Source organism: Pirellulales bacterium, assembly GCA_019694455.1.
In the GTDB taxonomy this organism is placed as follows: Bacteria; Planctomycetota; Planctomycetia; order Pirellulales; family JAEUIK01; genus JAIBBY01.
Genome location: JAIBBY010000016.1, coordinates 1 through 14,925 on the forward strand (window position 1 = coordinate 1; position 14,925 = coordinate 14,925).

The window sequence follows — 14,925 nt, forward strand, 5'->3', positions numbered from 1 at the left end:
TGGCAGTAGCGAGTTTGAGCGAACGAGCCACAGGCCACTCACGATAGCAAAGGGGGGGCGGCAGGAACAGGGCCGCGCGATGGACCTTGTTCGCCGATCGGTGCTACGATTGGCGCATGGCAGAACCCGATCGAGAACCGATAGCGCCCGCCGCGCCGTCAGCGGGGAGCGCGCGGCGAAACATTGAGCTTGCGCAGGCACGGTTACGGCCGATGACGCGGCAGGCATGGCAGAATCTGAAGATTTGGATCCCGTTTCTGCTCAACCGGACCGATCGGGCGCGGCAAGTGATCTATCACGCGCGGGAACAGCGCGAGGGTTTTGTGTGGCGGGTGCAATTGCCGGCGCAGTGCTGGCAATGCGGCGCCGAAGCAGAACTGCTGACGCGGGAGATCGAGGTCGACCTGCGGAGCTTTGAGCAGGCGCTGGCGATCGTGGCAGGGGCGGCGGGATCGGCGCTGTTCTTTATGTTCTTGGCGTCGCTATTTGGCGGCAAGCTGTTATGGGTTTTGGCGCTGGTCAGCGTGGGGGCCGGCGTCGCCCTGCTGCTGCTCAAGAGTTGGACAGAAACCGTGTGCGTGCAGATGAGCACCTGCCGCGAACATGCCGAGCAGATGCGACTACCGGGGATGGTGCTCGACCAGAATGAGCTGCATCTGTTTCTGCCGAGCGATTCGCTGGCGGGGGCGGCGCGTGGCGAATTGCGCGCGACGCGGCTGGGTCGCGGCCGAGCCTTGCCCGGCGGGGGACGGGGAGTGGAATCAGACGTCGAGCCGCCGCCCGAGCATGTGAAGTACCGGCAGGCATTTGGGGCGCCGCCGGCGCCGCTGCCCGAGTTGCCGCCGATTCGATTGGCGGATGACGAGGAGTGAGAGAGGGGAACGAAGTGATAGCGGAGCGCCTCTCGATTTTGATCTTATTCGCGGCGGGGATGCTGCTGCTTTGCGGTTCGGGCTTGCCAGGCGGTATGGCTATCCCGTAAGTCCCGCGTTTGCAATCTCAACCGGCATAGGGGGCGTTGGGCTGATGTGCCTGGCGACGGTGATCGTGCGGAAGGTGGGATCGATCATGGCTATACGTTGAATGCCGGATCAAGATAGCGGCCGCCGATTCATCCCATTGACCGGCGGGGGCGGCAAATCTATTCTACAAGGCTTGAATTCAGCTCACTTTAGCGTCCGCAGCGGTATTGGCCGCCTGTCGGGACGCCCGATTGCAGGATTTTGCCATGGCCGTTCCCAAGCGACGACAATCGAACGCCCGCACCCGTAGCCGCCGGGCGCACGATTTCATCACGCCCAAGCAGCTTCAGATTTGCCCCAAATGCAGCACGAACAAGCCGAGCCACGTGGTTTGCCCGAACTGTGGGCATTACATGGGGCGGACGGTGGTTGAAGTCGAGGCCTAGCTGCCTGCGGAAGCTACTGGTCGTGGGCTTCTTCCAGCCTTCTTTCCCTCGGGCCGTGAGCGCGGCTCGCAAAATCTTGGCGATCGTCGCGATTTTTACCATAGCTTGCTGCCATGTGCGCCGCCCGGTGAATACTCGCCTGGGCGGCTGAGCGACAGGCCAGCGGCGGTTGGCGACGGAGTTGACCAGCTTGCCAAGCTTCTCTCGCCGGGCGCGGGTGAGTTTGCTATGTTGCCGCCCCTGGTGGGGAATTGCGCGCGTCGCAACCCCTGGCGTGGATGGATCGCGGGCCTGTTGCTAGAGGGGAGTAAGGACAAGGATGTCTGTCTCATTGGATCGCAATCACGCCTGGCCCGAAAAACCATTGTTGCGTTTGGCCCAGCGGCCCGGCATGGCGCCAAGTTCGCGCGGCTCGCTGGCCAACGATCCGCAGGTGCAGGTGCGGGCGGCGATCGCGGGGACTGGCAGCTACCTGCCGAGCCGGGTGCTGACGAACGACGACCTGGCCAGCCAGGTGGAGACCACCGACGAGTGGATCTTGGACCGGACCGGCATCCGCGAGCGGCGGATCGCGGCGCCCGACGAATCGACTTCGACGATGGCGATTGAGGCGGGGCGCAAGGCTTGCGCCGATGCGGGCATCGACCCCAAAGACCTGGACCTGGTGATCGTGGCCACGCTTTCGCCCGACTATTTGATACCGGCGACGGCGTGCATTGTACAAAACGCGCTGGGGGCGACGCGGGCGGGGGCGTTCGATCTGGAAGCGGCGTGCAGCGGATTTGTGTTTGCGTCGAACCTGGCGCAGAGCATGATCTTGAGCGGCATGTGTGAGAACATCCTGGTGATCGGCGCCGAGACGTTGTCGCGATTTGTGGACTACAGCGACCGCAGTTCTTGCATCCTGTTTGGCGACGGCGCCGGCGCGGCGGTATTCACGGCGCGCAACGACGGGAGCGGCATCCACTACACCAGCATGTACGCCGACGGATCCCAGGCGGAATTGCTCTACATCCCGTGCGGCGGCAGCAAGCTGCCGCCCAACCACGACGCCATCGACCAGAAGCTGCACTTTGTGCGCGTGGCGGGGCGCCAGATCGCCAAATTCGCCACGACGATTTTGGTGGAACTGGTGAACGAGACCTTGGCGGGCTGCGGCTTGGAAAAAGACGATATCGCGCTGTACATTCCGCACCAGGTGAACGAGCGAATCATCGACTCGGCGCTCAAACGGCTGGCGCTGCCGCGCGAAAAGTGCTTTGTGAACATCGACCGTTACGGCAACACCTCGGCGGCCAGCGTGCCGATCGCCTTGGACGAGGCGCGACGCATGGGGCGGCTGAAGGAGGGAGACCTGACGATGATGTTGGGTTTTGGGGCGGGGCTGACCTGGGGTGCAACGGTCGTAAAAATGTGATAGAAAATCGGGCCTGTTGATACCAAGGCAGACAATGGGCCGTCGTCCGCCGCGCAAGGTCCGCGTAGCCGGGGCTTCCGTCGGTCGCCCCTCCCCCATTGGCTAGCCAGGACTCCAAATTGAGCGTGCCGCGGGTCCCAAGCGACTGGCGGCGCGCTTTCCTCACAGAGCAACTTCGTATTTGGCTTTCGAGGTCGGATTGGGCAAGATCGCCTTTTTGTTTCCTGGTCAAGGCGCGCAAGCGGTCGGCATGGGCCGGCAACTTGCCGACAAGCTGCCAAGCGTGCGGCGACTGTACGAGCGCGCCAGCGAAACGCTGGGCTACGATCTGGCGCGGCTCTGCTTTGAAGGGCCCGCCGAGGAATTGGATTCGACCGTCTACAGCCAACCGGCGCTATTCGTCACCAGCTTGGCGGCTGTCGAGTCGCTCAAGCAGCAGTCGCCCGACGTGCTGCTGTCTTGCGAGGGGGCGGCGGGGTTGAGCCTGGGCGAATACACGGCGCTGGTGTTCGCGGGCGCGATGGATTTTGAAGTCGGCTTGCGCCTGGTGCAGGAGCGAGGCGCGGCCATGCAAGAGGCCGCCGACGGCACACCCAGCGGCATGGTGAGCGTGCTGGGATTGGAGCGGGTGCAAGTGGAGGCGCTGTGCGACCAGGCGCGCGGCGGCGGCATCTTGGAGGTCGCCAATTTGCTCTGCCCGGGCAACATTGTGGTATCTGGCTCGAACGACGCGTGCGAGCGGGTAGCGGAGTCGGCCGAGGCGGCGGGCGCAATGAAGGCGGTGCCGCTGGCGGTGGCGGGGGCGTTTCACACCTCGATCATGCAGCCGGCCGTGGCGCGGCTGGAGGCGGCGCTGGCGAGCGCCGTAGTGCGGCGGCCGCAGATACCGGTGGTGTCGAACGTCGACGCGCGGCCGCACAACGAGCCAGACGATATTCGCGCGACGCTGGTGCGACAGGTGGTGAGCGCGGTGCGCTGGGAAGAATCGGTGCGCTACCTGCTCGACCAGGGATTTGACCAGTTTTATGAAGTGGGACCGGGGCGGGTGCTGCGGGGCCTACTGCGACGGATCGACCGCAAGGCGACCTGCCAGAATGTGATGGAATAAAGTCGACGCCGATCTTTTAGAGAAAGCAATTCATGGCGGAAGGACCGCAGACCCATATCACGACCGATCTACAGGACCAGGTGGCGATTGTCACCGGGGCCTCGCGCGGGCTGGGACGCTCGATCGCCGAGGCTTTGGCACGCTGCGGCGCCAAGGTGGCCTGCGTTGCGCGGAGTGAAGAAAAGCTGCGTGAGACGGTCGGCGCCATACAGGCCGCCGGAGGCGTGGCCGAGGCGCTGGTGGGCGACATCACCGACGGGGCGCGGGTCGACGAGTTGGTGGAAGGGGTGGCCACCAGGTGGGGCGGCTTGCACATCGTGGTCAACAACGCCGGCATCACGCACGACACGTTGATTCCGCGGATGGAAGACAACGAGTGGGACGAGGTGATCAACACCAATCTGCGCGGCACGTTTTTATATTGCCGGGCCGCCTCGCGATTGATGATGCGCTCGCGCTACGGACGGATCATCAACATGTCGAGCGTGTCGGGGATTGTCGGAAATCCGGGGCAATCGAACTACTCGGCCTCGAAGGCGGGGATCATCGGATTGACCAAGTCGATGGCGCGCGAGTTGGCGGGACGCAAAGTGACGGTGAACGCCGTGGCGCCGGGGTTCATTGAAACCGAAATGACCGCCGCGCTGGGAGACCTGGTGCAGGACGAAGTGAAGAAGCGTATCCCGGCGAAGCGATTGGGGCAGGCCGACGAAGTGGCCGACCTGGTAGTCTTTCTGGCCAGCAAGGGCGCCAGCTACATCACCGGGCAGGTACTAGTGATCGACGGGGGAATGACGGGGTAGCTTTTTTTGTCTCGCCTGTTGGACGGGACGTGTGACCGGGGCCTACCCGGTCGGCGACCAAGAAGCTGCTGGCACGACAGTGGGAGAAAGGAAAAGGCGCTTGGCCAAAGCCGTGGATTGCTGTAAGCCTAAGTGCTATAGACACCTTAAGTACAAGCCGTTATATCTTAACCAGCCTAACCAGAACCACTAGCTGCCAGCGCAAGCGGCCGCGAGAATGAGTATTCGGTGAATGTCGGGCTGGGCGCAAGATTGCCATCGAATTCCCGAAATTAAAGCTTGGCAGGAGGAACCTAAGACGTGGCTTCCGTTAAAGAGCGTGTGACTGATATTGTCGCCGAACAATTGGGTGTGAGTAAGGACCAGATCACGCCCGAGACTTCGTTCGTGAATGATCTGGGCGCGGACAGCCTGGACACGGTCGAGCTGGTGATGGAACTGGAAGAAGAGTTCGACATCAACATACCGGACGACGCAGCGGAAAAGATTCAAACGGTGGGCCAGGCGATCGAATACATCGAGAAGCTCCAGCAGTAGTAACCAGGAATGAAACGGCGCGTCGTCGTAACCGGTCTCGGCGCCGTCACGTCGCTCAGCTCAAAAGTTCCCGATCTTTGGCAGCGGATTCTTGCCGGCGAAAGCGGCGTGCGCGAAGTACGCCATTTCGACACCACCGAGTTCAAAGTGAAGTTCGGTGGAGAGATCACGGATTGGTCGACGGACGGATATCTGCCCCCCAAGGAAGCGAAGCGGGTTGACCGCTTTACGCAGTTTGCGGTCGTTGCCGCGGGGGACGCCATCGCAGATGCGGGAATTGATTTCTCAAAGCTCGACACATTCCGCACCGGGGTCATCCTTGGTTCGGGCATTGGCGGGCTGCACGAGATCGAAACCCAGCACACTCGGCTATTGGAGAAGGGCCCCGACAAGGTGTCGCCCTTCACCATTCCGAAGCTGATGGTGAACGCAGCCTGCGGGCAGGTGTCGATTCAGTGGGGATTGCGCGGCCCCAACGCCGCAGTGGCCACCGCGTGCGCCAGCGCGACCAACGCGATTGGCGAGGCGTTCAAGGCCATTCAATACGACGACGCCGACTGCATGATCACCGGCGGGACCGAAGCAGCGCTCACCCCTATGGGGATCAGCGGCTTTTCGCAGATGCGGGCGCTATCGACGCGCAACGACGAGCCGACGCGCGCCAGCCGACCGTTTGACGCCGACCGCGATGGATTCGTGCTCAGCGAAGGGGCCGGCGTGTTGGTGCTGGAAGAATTGGAGCACGCCAAAGCGCGCGGCGCAGCAATCTATGCCGAAGTGCTGGGCTATGGCGCCAGCGCGGACGGCAGCCATATCACTCAGCCCGACGCGGATGGCATTGGCGCGGCCAAGGCGATGGAGGCGGCGCTGCGGGACGCCCGGCTGAACCCGGACCAAATGGTGTACATCAACGCGCATGGCACCAGCACCCAATTGGGCGACGCGGCCGAGACGCGGGCGATCAAGACGGTGTTCAACGGGCATGCGGAGTCGATCAGCATATCGAGCACCAAGAGCCAGCTTGGCCATTTGCTCGGCGCGAGCGGCGGGGTGGAGCTATTGCTGGCAGTGCTGGCGATGCGTCACAGCGTGATTCCGCCGACCATCAACTACGAAACGCCCGACCCCGAGTGCGATTTGGACTATACGCCCAACCAACCGCGCGAGCGCGCGGTGGAGATCGCCATGTCGAACAGCTTTGGTTTTGGCGGGCACAACGCGGCGGTGATCGTGGGCAAGCTTCGCTAGCAGCAGCGATCTTGCCCCGTTTTCGCGGCGTTTCTATACTCCCTGCCCGCATCGATCCGCGGCGCCGCAGCGACGTTGATTGCGTCGTGGCGAATGGGCCGTTTTTCAGGGCGCGCTTCAGCAGGGAGGCTGAAGATGAATTGGCGACAGATTTTGATCGCGCTAGCCGTGTTGCTCATTGGTGAAGGCAACGCCTGGGCGCAGCCGCCCGCAGCCGCGCCGCGCGTGGCGAGCGACACCGACGCTCGATGGCACTCGCCCGAACGATCGCCGCGCGTGGCGACGGGATCGGGAGTGAACCCGGCGGCGCAAGCGGCGCCGAACACGAATCTGGCGCCAATCGAAGCGCTGGCGCCGGTCAACACGCCGGCCGCCGCGCCGATCGCCAAGGTGAAGCATGGCGCCGAGAGTTTGCCGAACGAACGTGGCCAGGTGTGGCGCGAGTACGACATTAGCCCGTACACAGTGCGCGTGACGACAACCAAGCGCCCCGAACAGGCGATCGTCGATTGGATCTTTCGGGAAACGGGATTTGAGGTGTGGCACTCCGATGTCGTCTCAGTGCTGGCGGCCGACAACCGCACGCTGCGGGTGTATCACACGCCGGAGATGCAAGCGATCGTGGGAGACCTGGTCGATCGATTCGTGAACACGCAAGCGGAGACGTACGCGTTCAGCATTCGCGTTGTCACGTTGGACAATCCGGGTTGGCGGTCGATGGCGCAGCGCTATTTGAAGGCTGTGCCGGTGCAGACGCCGGGGGTGCAGGCGTGGGTGTTGGCGAAAGAAGACGCGATGTTGCTGATGGCGGAACTGCGCAAGCGGAGCGACTTTCGCGAGCACAGTTCGCCGCACCTATTGGTGAACAACGGTCAGGCGACGGTAATCAACGCCACGCGACCGCGCAGCTACGTGCGGAACATCTTTTTGCAACCGGAGGCGTTTCCGGGCTTTCGCGCCGAAATGGCCACCATCGACGAAGGGTTTGTGCTGGAGTTCAGCCCCCTGCTCTCTCGCGACGAGCGGACAATCGACGCGGCGATCAAATGCAATGTCGATCAGATTGAAAAGCTGATCTCGGTGCCGCTCGACGTGGCGACGCCGGTTTCGCAGCGGCAGCGTACGCAGATCGACGTGCCGCAAATATCTCAGTACCGATTGCACGAACGATTTCGCTGGCCGGCCGAACAGGTGATGTTGGTGGGCGTCGGCATGACGCCGACGCCGGTCCACACCGAGCCTGGGGTGATGCGGATGGCGCTGCCGTTCACTTCCGCGCCGCGGTCGGACCTGCTGATCATGCTGGAAGGCAAAGGGCGGCTGGGAGAGAACTCGGTGCTGCCAGGGGCCGCGTCGCGGCCGATGGACTCGTTTCGGGGCCGTTATTAGGCGCTGTTCGGGCCCGTGGTTCACCTCGACCGACCTGCGGCGCCCCGATAAAATACGGACTTCACATCGACCCGCAAACCTTAGCTCGTATGAAAAGCGTCAATCAGGCCCAACGCCGTGTCGTCATTACCGGTCTGGGCGTGGTCAGCCCGCTGGGGGTCACGCGGGAGGCGTTTTGGCAGGCGCTGTGCGCCGGTCAAAGCGGCGTAGCGCCATTGACGGCGCTGCCGACCGATTTTTTGCCAACCTCGTTCGCGGCGGAAGTGCGCGAATTCACGGGCTCGGCGGATGATTTTGGCGAGCTCGAGGGGGAACAAAAGAAAGCGGTTCGCAAAGGCATCAAGCTGATGTCGCGCGAGTGCCAGATGGGAGTGGCCGCCGCGCTGCGATCTTGCGCTGACGCGGGGCTAAAGGTGGGCGCGTTCGATCCCGAGCGCGCGGGCGTGGTGTACGGCTCGGACTACATGCTGTCTCCGCCCGAGGAATTCTGCGCCGGCATCGACCTGTGCGCGGGGGACCAGCGGCGATTCGACTTCACGCGCTGGGGAGTCGAGGGGATGTCGAAAATGAATCCCCTGTGGCTGTTGAAATATTTGCCGAACATGCCGGCCTGTCATATCGCGATCTACATGGATCTGCGCGGGCCGAACAACTCGATCACGCAGCGCGAGGCGGCGGCGAACTTCGCCATTGGCGAGTCGCTGCGGACCATCGCGCGCGGCAGCGCCGACATCATGATCGCGGGCGCGACCGGGACGCGCGTGCATTTGATGAAGACCTTGCACGCGCTGCAGCAGGAAGAAATCGCCGGCAACGGCGCCGCGCCGGCACAGGCCAGCCGACCCTTTGACCTGAAGCGGAGCGGAATGGTGCTGGGCGAAGGCGCCGGCGCGATCGTGCTGGAGGCGCTTGAGCATGCGGAGGCGCGCGGAGCGACGATCTATGGCGAAGTGCTGGCGGGGGCCTCGAGTGTGGTGGTGGATCGACGGTTGACGGCGCAGCGCGATGTGGCGCTGGCAAACGCGATGCGCCGCACCTTGAACGACGCGCGGCTGACACCAAAGGACGTGGGGCATATCCACGCGCATGGACTGAGCACGCGAACTTGCGACGTGGACGAAGCGCGGGCCATCCGCCAGGTGTTTGACGGAGCGGCAGGGCGAGTGCCGGTGACGGCGGCCAAGAGTTACTTTGGAAACCTGGGCGCCGGCGGCGGCATGGTGGAACTTGTGGCGAGCGTATTGGCACTGTACCACGACCAATTGCCGCCGATTCTGAACTACGAAACGCCCGACCCGGAGTGCGCGATTCGGGCGGCGGACGGCAGCGACTCGCCGGGCCGCGCATTCCTGAAGAACAGCGTGACGCCGCAGGGGCAGGCCAGTTGCGTGCTGGTGGCCAAGGCGTTGTAATCCTTGGGCACAAGCCGCGCGGCGTTACGATAAGGGGCATGCACCCCGAAGCGCCAACGAGTTTTCGCGGAATTCGCGTCGACCATCTGTCAAAGCGCTTCATTGCGTCGACCTGGGCGGTGAATGATCTGTCGCTGGCGGTGGCGGCGGGCGAAATGTTGGTGCTGCTGGGGGCCAGCGGTTGCGGCAAGACCACTACGCTGCGGATGATTGCCGGATTGGAAGCTCCCACTACGGGCGAGATCGAGATTGATGGTCGGCGGGTGACGCGCCTGCCGCCGCACCGGCGGGGCGTCAGCCTGGTGTTTCAAGAACACCCGCTCTATCCGCATTTGAGCGTTGCGGAACAATTCCGCTTTGGCATCGCGCCGAGCGAGCGCGATGCGGCGGCCGAGCGAAGTGTGGCGCAAGCGCTTGGCATCGACGGTCTCGTGGGACGATTCCCGCGCGATCTGTCTGGCGGCGAGCGACAGCGGGTGGCGCTGGCTCGCGGGCTACTGCGCCGCAGGGCCGTCACACTATTGGACGAGCCGCTATCGAATGTCGATCCGCCCCTGCGCGCGGAGATTCGCCGGCAGGTGCGCGAGCAGGGGCGCCAGAACGGGGCCGCGACGATCTATGTCACGCACGACGTGCCCGAGGCGCTGGCGATCGCGGACCGGATAGCGATCTTGCAACAGGGACGCATCGAGCAAATTGGGACCGCCGCCAGCGTGTTGGCTGAACCGGCGAATCGCTATGTGGCTGGCTTTGTAGGGGGTGAGCATTGCAGTTTTGTGCGTGGGAAAGTCGTCGTGGCAGCAGGAGGCGCCGAATTTTTGGGGGGCGGTTGGACACTTCCGCTGGTCTGCCCGCCGCTGGCCTGCATCGGGCGTCAGATGATTTTGGGAGTTCGGCCGGGGGCGGTCCAACTGGCGGACGGGCAGATGTCTGGTGGTATCGAAGCCGAAGTGCGCGCCGTCTACACGTTTGCCGAGGGGATGATCGCCGAACTGGCGCCCCCTGCCCTGGCGATGCCGGCCGATGTCGAATTCTCGACGCGTCTCAAGGCATTTGTGCCCTTGCGGCGCACTGTGACCCCTGGCGAACGGGTTGTCGTGACGCTGGATGCCAGCCAGTTGTGGTGGTTGGACGCTGAATCGGGCGACCGCTGGAAGCCAACTTCGTAGGCGCGAAACCGGCGGAAAGTCGACATTGGTCCTGACAAGTGGCCGATGACATCGTATCTTGCTATCAATTCGGCGCTTGACCGCGCGATATAATTTACGATGCGGCCGACGTAAAACGGCGGCCTGGGTGGGTGTACGGAAGGAGGAGCGCGACAGAGCACGAGGGTCGGCTGCGCGGCCCGCCAACTGAAAACAACTTGGACAATTCGGACAACTCGGACAATTTGGTCCTCGGCCACCCGGCGCGAGGGGAAAGCGAACTAAATCAAATGAACGCCAACGAACTGCTCCGCATCGTCGACTCGATTCATCGCGACAAAAACATCGACAAGGAAATCGTCTTTGAGGCGATCGAGGCGGCGTTGGTGTCGGCGGCCAAGCGCCATTATGGCGAAGAAGAGCAGATCGAAGTGCGCATCGACCGCGCGGATGGCGGGCTGTCGGCCACGCTCAACGGCCAACCGCTGGACGCCGAGGAAACCGTGGGGCGCATCGGCGCGCAGACCGCCAAGCAGGTGATCATTCAGAAGATTCGCGAGGCGGAGCGCGACGCGCTGTATGACGAGTACGAATCGCTGCGCGGCCAACTGATGACCGGCGTGGTGCAGAGCATGCAAGGGGGCGCCGCCACGGTGCAACTGACGAACACCGAATCGATCTTGCCGCGGAGCGAGATGATCCCGGGCGAAACGCATCATCCCAACGAGCGGGTGCGGGCCACGGTGTTTGAAGTGCGCAAGGTGGGGACGCGGGTCAAGGTGGTGCTGAGCCGCATCCGGCCGGACCTGGTGCGCCGATTGTTCGAGCAGGAGATTCCGGAAATCGCGGATGGCGTGATCGAGATACGCGCGATGGCGCGCGAGGCGGGCTATCGGACCAAAGTGGCGGTTTCAAGCAGCGATCAACGGGTGGATTGCGTCGGAGCCTGCGTGGGCGTGCGCGGCAATCGCATCAAGAACATCGTGGACGAGTTGGCTGGCGAGCGCATCGACATCGTGCGCTGGAGCGACGACATGCAGGTGTTGATCCCCAACTCGCTGCAGCCGGCGGAAGTGGAAGAAGTGATTTTGTGCCAGATGTTGGGGCGCGCGATCGTGCTGGTCCGCGAGGATCAACTGTCGTTGGCAATTGGCCGGCGCGGCCAAAACGTGCGGCTGGGCAGCAAGCTGTGCGGCTGGGACATCGAAATCATGACCCGCGAGGAGTTGGACGAGCAGATCGAGAAGGCGGTGGCGGGCTACTCTTCGCTGGAGGGGGTGGATGACACCCTGGCCGAAAAGTTGGTGGGCGAAGGGTTTTTATCATACGATGATCTATCGGTCATCGAGCCCGACGCGCTGATGGCGCTGGGCGATCTGACGGCGGAGCAAGTCGACGCGGTCGTGGCGCAGGCCGAGAAGCTGGCATTGGCCGCGGAGGCCGCGGCGGACGAAGCTCGGCGCCGGCAGCGGGAGCAGGATCGGATGCGCGAGTTGGGGCTGCTGGACGATAAGCCGGAGGTTGAGGCGGCCGTTGAGGAAGTCGCGGCCGAGGAGACTGAAGCAGGAGAAGCCACTGAAGGCGCCGCTGACGAAGCGGATGCGGAAGTGGTGGCCGAGAAGCAAGCAGAACCAGAAGCTGGGGGCTAACGTAGTGGCGCCCGCCACTGGACGAGAGAGAGCGAGTCGGTCTTGCTCTTTTTTACCGTGATGGGAGAACTGACAATGAATTAAGTCGCGAATCGCCGCGGAGCCTGGGGGCCAGGCGCCTAGGCTCGTTTGGGAGAGACACACTTGGCATTACGGATCTACGCACTCGCAAAAGAACTCAAACTCGACAGCAAAGAGCTTGTCGACATTTGCGTCAAGGCAGGGGTGACGGGCAAGGGCTCGGCACTGGCGAGCCTGACGGATGAAGAAGCACAGAAGATCAAGGCGTTTGTGGCCGGCGGCGGCAAGCCGGTGCCGCGCGCCACTGTAGCCGCGCCCAGCGCGCCGGTGCGCCCCGCGAGCGGTCCTGCGAAGCCAGCACCAGAGCCGCCGGCGTTTCGACGCGAGGATTATGTGCCACCGGGCGGCGTTGCCGGGAGGCCGCCAGTCATGGGCTCGCGGCCTGCCGCGGAAAGTAAACCGACTGAAAAGCGTCGACCTGCGGCGGAAGGTCCCAAGCAACCGGCGATTCGCCTCGCGGCCATGCCGACGGCCAACACGCCGCCACCACCAAGCGCCACGGAGCCACCGGCTCAGAAGCCAGATATTCGACTGCCAGCCGACGCGATTCGCGCTGGCAAAGTGGGCAGCAAACCACTCTCCGAGCATTTGCGCAAACACGAGGCGCGGCGCAAGGCCGACGCCACGCGCGGCGATGGGAACGAGAAGTTGCCGCCGCAATCGACGGGACGTCGGCCGACTTCGGCGATTCCGGCGATGGACTCCGCATCGCGTGAGCGGGCCCGCAAAAGTCGTGGTGGCGGCCCGGTCCCAGCCGCCGGGGAAGGGTCATCCGACGGGCCCGGCGGTCGCGTGCAGCGCCAACTCAAGCGCCGGCGAGGCCCAGCAGGGCGCCGCGAAGACGAGGATGGCGGCTATTCCGGGCGGACCACTCGGACCCACCGCACGGGCATCAACACGGCGGCGCCACGCAAGAGCAACGTGGTGGTGGAACTGCCTTGCACGGTGCGCACGTTTTCGGAGACGCTGGGAGTGCCGGCGCGCACTGTCCTGTCGAAGCTGTTGGCGCTAGGCACGATGGGTAACATCAACGCGCAGATATCGCCGGAACTGGGGGAACTGCTGGCGATCGAGTTGGGTGTGGAAGTCACCTTCAAGCAGCAAGCCAGCGACGAGCAACAAATGGTCTCGTCGTTCACCGACGAGGATGATCCGGCAACGCTGGAATCGCGTCCGCCGGTGGTCACCTTTCTCGGTCACGTCGACCACGGCAAGACCTCGCTGCTTGACCGCATCATCGGCATCAACGTGGCCGCAGGCGAAAGCGGCGGCATCACGCAGCACATCCGCGCCTATCGCATCGAGCAGGAGGGGCGGCCGATCACGTTTGTCGACACGCCGGGGCACGAGGCGTTCACCGCCATGCGTGCCCGCGGAGCGAACGTCACCGACATCGCGGTGATCGTAGTGGCGGCGGACGACGGCGTGATGCCGCAGACTGAGGAGGCGATCAGCCATGCCCGCGCGGCCGGCGTGCCGATGGTGGTGGCCTTGAACAAGATCGATCTGCCGGGGGTGAACATCGACCGCATCTACCAACAACTGGCGGCGGCGGAGTTGTTGCCAACGGCCTGGGGCGGCGAAACGGAAGTGGTGCAGACCAGCGCCACGGCGGGGACCGGCATCGATGAGCTGTTGGAGACCTTGCTCACGATCGCGGAATTGCACGACCTCAAGGCGAGCGGAACACGCGCCGCCTACGGCACCTGCCTGGAGGCGGAACTGCACGAAGGCCGCGGTGTGGTGGCGAAAATGCTGGTGCAGAAAGGGACGCTGCGCGTGGGCGACGTGCTGGTATGCGGATCGTCGTTTGGTCGCGTGAAAGCGATGTACGACACGCTGCGGCCCAACACCCGGTTGGAGTCGGCAGGTCCTTCGACGCCGGTCAACCTGACGGGACTCGATGTGGCGCCGGCCGCTGGCGAGCATCTTTATGTGCTGGACGACATCGCCAAGGCACGCTCGATCGCTGAGCAGCGCGAGGCGCAGCAGCGCCGCGCCGAACTGGGGGTGGGCGGACAGGAGCATGTCACGCTCGAAAACCTGTTCGATCGACTGGGCAAGTCGGAAGTGCAGACGCTCAATTTGATCTTGCGGGCCGACACGCGCGGCTCGATCGAAGCGATCAAGAAGGAGTTGGCCAAACTCGCGCATCCCGAGGTGCAGATTCGCATCCTGCAGGCCACGGTCGGGGGCGTGACCGAAGCCGACGTGCACCTGGCCGACGCTTCGGACGCGGTGATTATCGGCTTCAATGTGGTGCCGGAAGAATCTGCCCGCGTGCTGGCGCTGCAAAAGGGCGTGCAGGTGCGTCGCTACGACATCATTTATCAAGTCAGCGAAGACTTGAAGAAGGCCCTCGAAGGCATGCTCAAGCCCGAGGAGCGCGAGGTCGATCTGGGTCGGGCGCTGGTGCTGCGACTGTTCGTCATCAGCCGACTGGGCACGATCTGCGGTTGCCGGGTGATTTCGGGCACGATCGAGCGCAACGGACGGATGCGCGTGATCCGAGAGAACCGCATTATCGGGGATTATCCGCTGGATTCGCTGAAGCGGGAGAAGGACGACGCCCGCGAGGTGCGCGAAGGTTACGAGTGCGGTATCAAACTTGCCGGATTTAACGATGTGAAGGAGGGCGACGTGCTGGAATGCTACAAGGTCGAGGAAGTGGCTCGCACCCTGTAGCGCTCGAGCGTCGTACCCTTTTCCTGATAGACCGGCTCGT

The 14,925-nt window shown here is 63.7% G+C and carries 12 protein-coding genes; all 12 read left to right on the plus strand.

Annotated elements, in window-relative coordinates; genetic code table 11:
• Positions 1 to 116: 116 nt before the first annotated feature.
• The 12 genes from K1X71_08425 to infB all read left to right on the plus strand — a co-directional run bounded on the left by K1X71_08425 (position 117) and on the right by infB (position 14,885).
• Positions 117 to 872 (plus strand): hypothetical protein, encoded by a 756-nt coding sequence (locus tag K1X71_08425; GenBank protein ID MBX7073161.1) that lies wholly within the window; start codon positions 117 to 119, stop codon positions 870 to 872.
• Between the two features lie 356 nt (positions 873 to 1,228).
• Positions 1,229 to 1,408, plus strand: a complete 180-nt coding sequence (gene rpmF, locus K1X71_08430) for a 50S ribosomal protein L32 (GenBank protein MBX7073162.1) — start codon at positions 1,229 to 1,231, stop codon at positions 1,406 to 1,408.
• 319 nt (positions 1,409 to 1,727) lie between these two features.
• Entirely contained in the window at positions 1,728 to 2,825 is a 1,098-nt protein-coding gene (locus K1X71_08435) for a ketoacyl-ACP synthase III (protein ID MBX7073163.1), read from the plus strand.
• A gap of 181 nt (positions 2,826 to 3,006) precedes the next feature.
• Positions 3,007 to 3,933: an ACP S-malonyltransferase gene (gene fabD, locus K1X71_08440; GenBank protein MBX7073164.1), complete on the plus strand. Its 927-nt coding sequence runs from the start codon at positions 3,007 to 3,009 to the stop codon at positions 3,931 to 3,933.
• A gap of 32 nt (positions 3,934 to 3,965) precedes the next feature.
• Positions 3,966 to 4,736, plus strand: coding sequence for a 3-oxoacyl-[acyl-carrier-protein] reductase (gene fabG / locus K1X71_08445; GenBank protein ID MBX7073165.1), 771 nt, complete (start codon positions 3,966 to 3,968; stop codon positions 4,734 to 4,736).
• Between the two features lie 300 nt (positions 4,737 to 5,036).
• Positions 5,037 to 5,273 carry an acyl carrier protein gene (gene acpP / locus K1X71_08450; GenBank protein ID MBX7073166.1) on the plus strand — a complete coding sequence of 79 codons (237 nt, stop codon included), beginning with the start codon at positions 5,037 to 5,039 and terminating at the stop codon, positions 5,271 to 5,273.
• Between the two features lie 9 nt (positions 5,274 to 5,282).
• Positions 5,283 to 6,521, plus strand: a complete 1,239-nt coding sequence (gene fabF, locus K1X71_08455) for a beta-ketoacyl-ACP synthase II (GenBank protein MBX7073167.1) — start codon at positions 5,283 to 5,285, stop codon at positions 6,519 to 6,521.
• A gap of 135 nt (positions 6,522 to 6,656) precedes the next feature.
• The gene (locus tag K1X71_08460) at positions 6,657 to 7,910 is read left to right on the plus strand and encodes a hypothetical protein (GenBank protein MBX7073168.1); all 1,254 of its coding nucleotides are present in this window, start codon (positions 6,657 to 6,659) and stop codon (positions 7,908 to 7,910) included.
• Between the two features lie 89 nt (positions 7,911 to 7,999).
• Complete coding sequence (locus K1X71_08465) at positions 8,000 to 9,322, plus strand: beta-ketoacyl-[acyl-carrier-protein] synthase family protein (protein ID MBX7073169.1); 1,323 nt, start codon at positions 8,000 to 8,002, stop codon at positions 9,320 to 9,322.
• Between the two features lie 38 nt (positions 9,323 to 9,360).
• Positions 9,361 to 10,491 (plus strand): ABC transporter ATP-binding protein, encoded by a 1,131-nt coding sequence (locus tag K1X71_08470; GenBank protein MBX7073170.1) that lies wholly within the window; start codon positions 9,361 to 9,363, stop codon positions 10,489 to 10,491.
• Between the two features lie 269 nt (positions 10,492 to 10,760).
• On the plus strand, positions 10,761 to 12,119 hold the full coding sequence (gene nusA, locus K1X71_08475; GenBank protein ID MBX7073171.1) for a transcription termination factor NusA: 1,359 nt from the start codon (positions 10,761 to 10,763) through the stop codon (positions 12,117 to 12,119).
• A gap of 144 nt (positions 12,120 to 12,263) precedes the next feature.
• Positions 12,264 to 14,885: a translation initiation factor IF-2 gene (gene infB / locus K1X71_08480; protein ID MBX7073172.1), complete on the plus strand. Its 2,622-nt coding sequence runs from the start codon at positions 12,264 to 12,266 to the stop codon at positions 14,883 to 14,885.
• Positions 14,886 to 14,925 lie beyond the last annotated feature (40 nt).